Source organism: Cobetia sp. 5-11-6-3, assembly GCF_013374055.1.
Classification (GTDB): Bacteria; Pseudomonadota; Gammaproteobacteria; order Pseudomonadales; family Halomonadaceae; genus Cobetia; species Cobetia marina.
In genome coordinates, this window is the sequence record NZ_BLWJ01000017.1 from 1 (window position 1) to 2,515 (window position 2,515).

Annotated in this window: 1 rRNA gene; it reads left to right on the forward strand. The window is 53.1% G+C overall.

Features of this window, described 5'->3' with window-relative positions:
• Positions 1 to 2,515, forward strand: a 23S ribosomal RNA gene (locus HXS66_RS17180); the annotation flags it as partial.

A 2,515-nucleotide genomic window follows, 5' to 3' on the forward strand; every position in this document is an offset into this window, starting at 1 on the left:
ACCATCAGGTGAGTATCTATAGGCCAATACATAACCTATAGAGGCAAACCCGGGGAACTGAAACATCTAAGTACCCGGAGGAAAAGAAATCAACCGAGATTCCCCAAGTAGCGGCGAGCGAACGGGGACCAGCCCTTAAGCGATACAACTGACAGACGAACAAGCTGGGAAGCTTGACGATACAGGGTGATAGTCCCGTAGTCGAAGTCTGAGTATCGTGAAATCGAGTAGGTCGGGGCACGAGAAACCTTGACTGAACATGGGGGGACCATCCTCCAAGGCTAAATACTCCTGGCTGACCGATAGTGAACCAGTACCGTGAGGGAAAGGCGAAAAGAACCCCGGCGAGGGGAGTGAAATAGATCCTGAAACCGTATGCGTACAAGCAGTGGGAGCACCTTCGTGGTGTGACCGCGTACCTTTTGTATAATGGGTCAGCGACTTATATTCTGTGGCGAGCTTAACCGTATAGGGGAGGCGTAGCGAAAGCGAGTCTTAACTGGGCGACCAGTCGCAGGGTATAGACCCGAAACCGGGCGATCTATCCATGGCCAGGGTGAAGATTGAGTAACATCAATTGGAGGCCCGAACCCAAGTATGTTGAAAAATGCTGGGATGAGCTGTGGATCGGAGTGAAAGGCTAATCAAGCCCGGAGATAGCTGGTTCTCCTCGAAAGCTATTTAGGTAGCGCCTCACGTATCACCGCTGGGGGTAGAGCACTGTTTCGGCTAGGGGGTCATCCCGACTTACCAACCCGAGGCAAACTCCGAATACCAGTGAGTGCAGCGTGGGAGACACACAGCGGGTGCTAACGTCCGTTGTGAAAAGGGAAACAACCCAGACCGTCAGCTAAGGTCCCAAAATCCTGATTAAGTGGGAAACGATGTGGGAAGGCTCAGACAGCTAGGAGGTTGGCTTAGAAGCAGCCATCCTTTAAAGAAAGCGTAATAGCTCACTAGTCGAGTCGGCCTGCGCGGAAGATATAACGGGGCTAAATCAGGTACCGAAGCTACGGGTTCATCCTTATGGATGAGCGGTAGAGGAGCGTCGTGTAAGCCAATGAAGGTGGATTGAGAAGTCTGCTGGAGGTATCACGAGTGCGAATGCTGACATGAGTAACGATAAGGGGAGTGAAAAACTCCCCCGCCGGAAGACCAAGGTTTTCTGTTCTACGTTAATCGGAGCAGAGTGAGTCGGCCCCTAAGGCGAGGCGGAAACGCGTAGTCGATGGGAAACGGGTTAATATTCCCGTACCGGATGTGGTTGCGATGGGGGGACGAAGAAGGCTAGGTGAGCCAGGCGTTGGTTGTCCTGGTGAAAGCANTGGATGAGCGGTAGAGGAGCGTCGTGTAAGCCAATGAAGGTGGATTGAGAAGTCTGCTGGAGGTATCACGAGTGCGAATGCTGACATGAGTAACGATAAGGGGAGTGAAAAACTCCCCCGCCGGAAGACCAAGGTTTTCTGTTCTACGTTAATCGGAGCAGAGTGAGTCGGCCCCTAAGGCGAGGCGGAAACGCGTAGTCGATGGGAAACGGGTTAATATTCCCGTACCAGATGTGGTTGCGATGGGGGGACGAAGAAGGCTAGGTGAGCCAGGCGTTGGTTGTCCTGGTGAAAGCATGTAGGCCGAGGAATCAGGCAAATCCGGTTCCTCTGAGGTCGAGATGCGAGACGAACTGACTACGGTCAGGAAGTCATCGATGCCACGCTTCCAGGAAAAGCCTNGAAACGCGTAGTCGATGGGAAACGGGTTAATATTCCCGTACCGGATGTGGTTGCGATGGGGGGACGAAGAAGGCTAGGTGAGCCAGGCGTTGGTTGTCCTGGTGAAAGCATGTAGGCCGAGGAATCAGGCAAATCCGGTTCCTCTGAGGTCGAGATGCGAGACGAACTGACCACGGTCAGGAAGTCATCGATGCCACGCTTCCAGGAAAAGCCTCTAAGCTTCAGATCACATGCGACCGTACCCCAAACCGACACAGGTGGTCAGGTAGAGAATACCAAGGCGCTTGAGAGAACTCGGGTGAAGGAACTAGGCAAAATGGCACCGTAACTTCGGGAGAAGGTGCACCGGTTCGAGTGAAGGACTTGCTCCGTAAGCTCCTACCGGTCGAAGATACCAGGTGGCTGCAACTGTTTATTAAAAACACAGCACTCTGCAAACGCGCAAGCGGACGTATAGGGTGTGACGCCTGCCCGGTGCCGGAAGGTTAATTGATGGGGTTAGGATTCGTCCGAAGCTCTTGATCGAAGCCCCGGTAAACGGCGGCCGTAACTATAACGGTCCTAAGGTAGCGAAATTCCTTGTCGGGTAAGTTCCGACCTGCACGAATGGCGTAATGATGGCCACGCTGTCTCCACCCGAGACTCAGTGAAATTGAAATCGCAGTGAAGATGCTGTGTACCCGCGGCTAGACGGAAAGACCCCGTGAACCTTTACTATAGCTTTACACTGGATGCTGATGTTGTCTGTGTAGGATAGCTGGGAGGCTTTGAAACCACGTCGCCAGATG